The sequence below is a fragment of the Peribacillus sp. P4_C12 genome, assembly GCF_056402095.1.
Genome location: NZ_JBFUIB010000451.1, coordinates 1 through 3,000, shown reverse-complemented (window position 1 = coordinate 3,000; position 3,000 = coordinate 1). Strand labels below are relative to the sequence as shown.

General features: G+C 36.2%; 2 protein-coding genes, 2 rRNA genes and 1 pseudogene. 4 read left to right on the top strand and 1 reads right to left on the bottom strand.

Translation table 11 applies throughout. The features are described from left to right. The 4 genes and pseudogenes from AC1DUW_RS24750 to AC1DUW_RS24735 form a co-directional block, all read left to right on the top strand. Positions 1-220 (top strand): 23S ribosomal RNA (locus AC1DUW_RS24750); the annotation flags it as partial. A gap of 61 nt (positions 221-281) precedes the next feature. After that, positions 282-397: ribosomal RNA gene (gene rrf / locus AC1DUW_RS24745) — 5S ribosomal RNA — on the top strand. A gap of 1,003 nt (positions 398-1,400) precedes the next feature. After that, the gene (locus AC1DUW_RS24740; RefSeq protein WP_053349119.1) at positions 1,401-1,616 is read left to right on the top strand and encodes a DUF3951 domain-containing protein; all 216 of its coding nucleotides are present in this window, start codon (positions 1,401-1,403) and stop codon (positions 1,614-1,616) included. A 259-nt stretch (positions 1,617-1,875) separates the two neighbouring features. Next, positions 1,876-2,435, top strand: a pseudogene (locus AC1DUW_RS24735) (transposase); the annotation flags it as partial. 381 nt (positions 2,436-2,816) lie between these two features. Here the strand turns inward: AC1DUW_RS24735 and AC1DUW_RS24730 are convergent. Continuing rightward, positions 2,817-3,000, bottom strand: a 184-nt coding sequence (locus AC1DUW_RS24730; protein ID WP_477643716.1) for a hypothetical protein, incomplete at its 5' end; no start/stop codon positions are given.

Below are 3,000 nucleotides of genomic sequence, written 5' to 3'. Positions count from 1 at the left end.
CCGCTGGTGTACCAGTTGTCTTGCCAAAGGCATAGCTGGGTAGCTACGTGCGGACGGGATAAGTGCTGAAAGCATCTAAGCATGAAGCCCCCCTCRAGATGAGATTTCCCATAGCGCAAGCTAGTAAGATCCCTGAAAGATGATCAGGTTGATAGGTCAGAGGTGGAAGCGTGGCGACATGTGGAGCTGACTGATACTAATAGATCGAGGACTTAACCACGCTTTAAAAAATSAAATACCTTCTTATTATCTAGTTTTGAAGGAACAACGTTCCTTTATTGTTTGGTGGCGATAGCGAAGAGGTCACACCCGTTCCCATTCCGAACACGGCAGTTAAGCTCTTCAGCGCCGATGGTAGTTGGGGGTTTCCCCCTGTGAGAGTAGGACGCCGCCAAGCCATTTTGAAAAGATCAGCCATCCTTGGCTGGTCTTTTTTGTGTTTATATAATTTGAAAAGTGCAGAACAAAAATTATAACGCAATTTTGGGTTGTAAGTATGGATTACAAATTAAGCCAGGTTCCGCATTATTGAAAAGGAAGCATGAGGAAGCGTCAAAAATTAGAGCAACTGGAAGACTAATGCGTAAAGGAAACAAGATAAAATCTGTTGGAGTCTTTATTAATGTAAAGCTTCAATAATATGTGATTCAATTCTTAGGTGATAATAATTTATATATTGATTAATATTGAAACGTTTTACCATCAAGTGGAAGCACCACTACCAACGATTTGGGAAGAGTACCGTACCCACAAAAAAGCGCGAATCTGGCTTAAACCTTTAAAAAAAATCCATTTTTAGAGGTGTATTTTTGATGCCATTTTCTTTATATTACTTTATACGGCGGTGCTCTTATGGGTATTCGCCATTTTTTGTTCTAAAATAAGATCCCATTAATCTCTTATTGGTTATAAGTCTATCGTTTCCCTATACCGGTAGATGTCTACTTAATAGAAAAGAAAATGGTAGTAGTTTACTAACCATATGAATAAAACGGTTATTATCTTGTGGCATTTGTTGATAATAAAATTGTGATTTACTTAAAATTGATGTGATCTCCTTCTCTAAGTATGCTTCACTCCACTTTTCCAATATCGCCTTACTTTTATTACCTTTTGTAAATTTTATGATTATTTACTTCATTTGATTTTATAGAATAAGAATTTGTTTTTCTTCAATGGATAAGTCAGCTGTGCTTTTTTTTAAAAAAATCTAGAGATAAACACCATCCTTAAAAAACAATAATTTCACGCAATCAAGTAGGAAATAGTGCGCAAAAAAAGAGAGATTGAAGGGATACCAGAGTAACCTTGACCCACTAGTTATATGTTATAATATGGTAATAATCATTTACTACATTGATAAGTTCAATTTATATAGTAACTTTTTTGGGGGGATATGTATGGTGGCGTATGTATTTACTATAATTGTGGTTGGCATTATAGGGCTGATTGGTTACAGAATGATTTTCAAAAAGAAAACGCCTTCTAACATGTATACACCTTATGATGACATGGTTATGGGAAAAAAAGATGATGTTAAAAGAAATCACCCTGCAGAAGATACAAAACACAATATCAAATATGAAGAAAAAAGCGATAAAGACAAGACCGTATAAACGGTCTTGTCTTCAGTTTTTTTGAGGGGTTGTAAAAATTCGAACGTTGATTGGAACGTAGGGCACTCGCTTTCCGCGGGCGGTCAGGGAGCCTCCTCGGCGCCATTGCGCCTGTGGGGTCTCCCTTGGACACGCTTTTCCCRCAGGAGTCTCGCACCTTCCGTTCCAATCAACTTTGTTTTAACAATTAGATATAAACACTTTTGGCTACAGTTTTTTTTGTTTTAATATAGGAGTATTAAAACTTGAGGTGATGACGATGCTTTCGAAACAAAATTCTATTCAGCGAGATCAACTTGAAATGATTACTTTGGATCAACTGGTGCCAGCGAACCATTTGGTTCGTAAAATTGAGGGGGCCATTGACTTCACTTTCATTTATGACTTGGTGAAAGAGATGTATAGGGCGCCCAAGTATTGATCCAGTTATTTTAGTTAAATGACATTCATTCAATATACCTTCGGTATTCGTTCRATGCGTAAAACGATTGAAGAAGTTGAAACGAATATGGCTTACCGTTGGTTTTTAGGTTACGGTTTCCATGATAAAGTACCTCACTTCTCAACGTTCGGGAAAGTTATGAGCGTCGCTTTAAAGATACAGACCTGTTTGAACAGATTTTTTATCGTATCTTAATGACTGCTTCAGAAAGAAAGTTAAGCCTTTTCGACCGGATAAATTTGATAAAGAAGAAACCAAAGAAATTAAAGAAAGTACAACTGACCCTGAGAGTGGCTACTATAGTAAAAGATGAACGAACAAAACAGTTTACCTATTCATTTCATGCTGCTGCAGACCGCAACGGTTTTGTGCTGGGGTAGAAGGTTTTCAGTTGATTGATCCCTTAAAGGTCGAAGGTGCATCTTATAAGAGTAGCAATCTCTCAAGACAAACTATCTTAGAGGCAGTCACTATCCTGGTGGTTTTACAATGAAGGCTGCATACCAAGAAGAATTATAGGTATTGTTTCTTCATAATAAAGGGCATTCTTACTAGAGCTTAAAATAAAATTGAAATTTATATATATAATGTGTTGACTTTAAGGTAGGAAAGGATTAATATAAATAAGCACCAAGTACGACAAACAAAAAAATCATCCACTTTTGGTAGCTTACTAAAAGAAATAATAACTATTGACTTCTTATTATGATAGTGTTAAGATGAAATGGTCGCTGAAAAACACAGCGATTTAAAATAAGTTAAAAACTTCGCAGAAGTTGACAACTAATCAATAGCGTGTTATGATGAATAAACAAGTTGTTCGAAAGAACGACGATAAAATTGCTCTTTGAAAACTGAACAAAACAAAGCGCCAACGTTAATTTTTTAAGTGAGCACACACTATCAAAAAGCAAAATGAGCAAGTCAAACATTTCTTCGGAG

Coding starts and splice junctions, on each gene's coding strand:
- AC1DUW_RS24740 (WP_053349119.1), top strand. CDS start 1,401: ATGGTGGCGTATGTATTTACTATAATTGTGGTTGGCATTATAGGGCTG.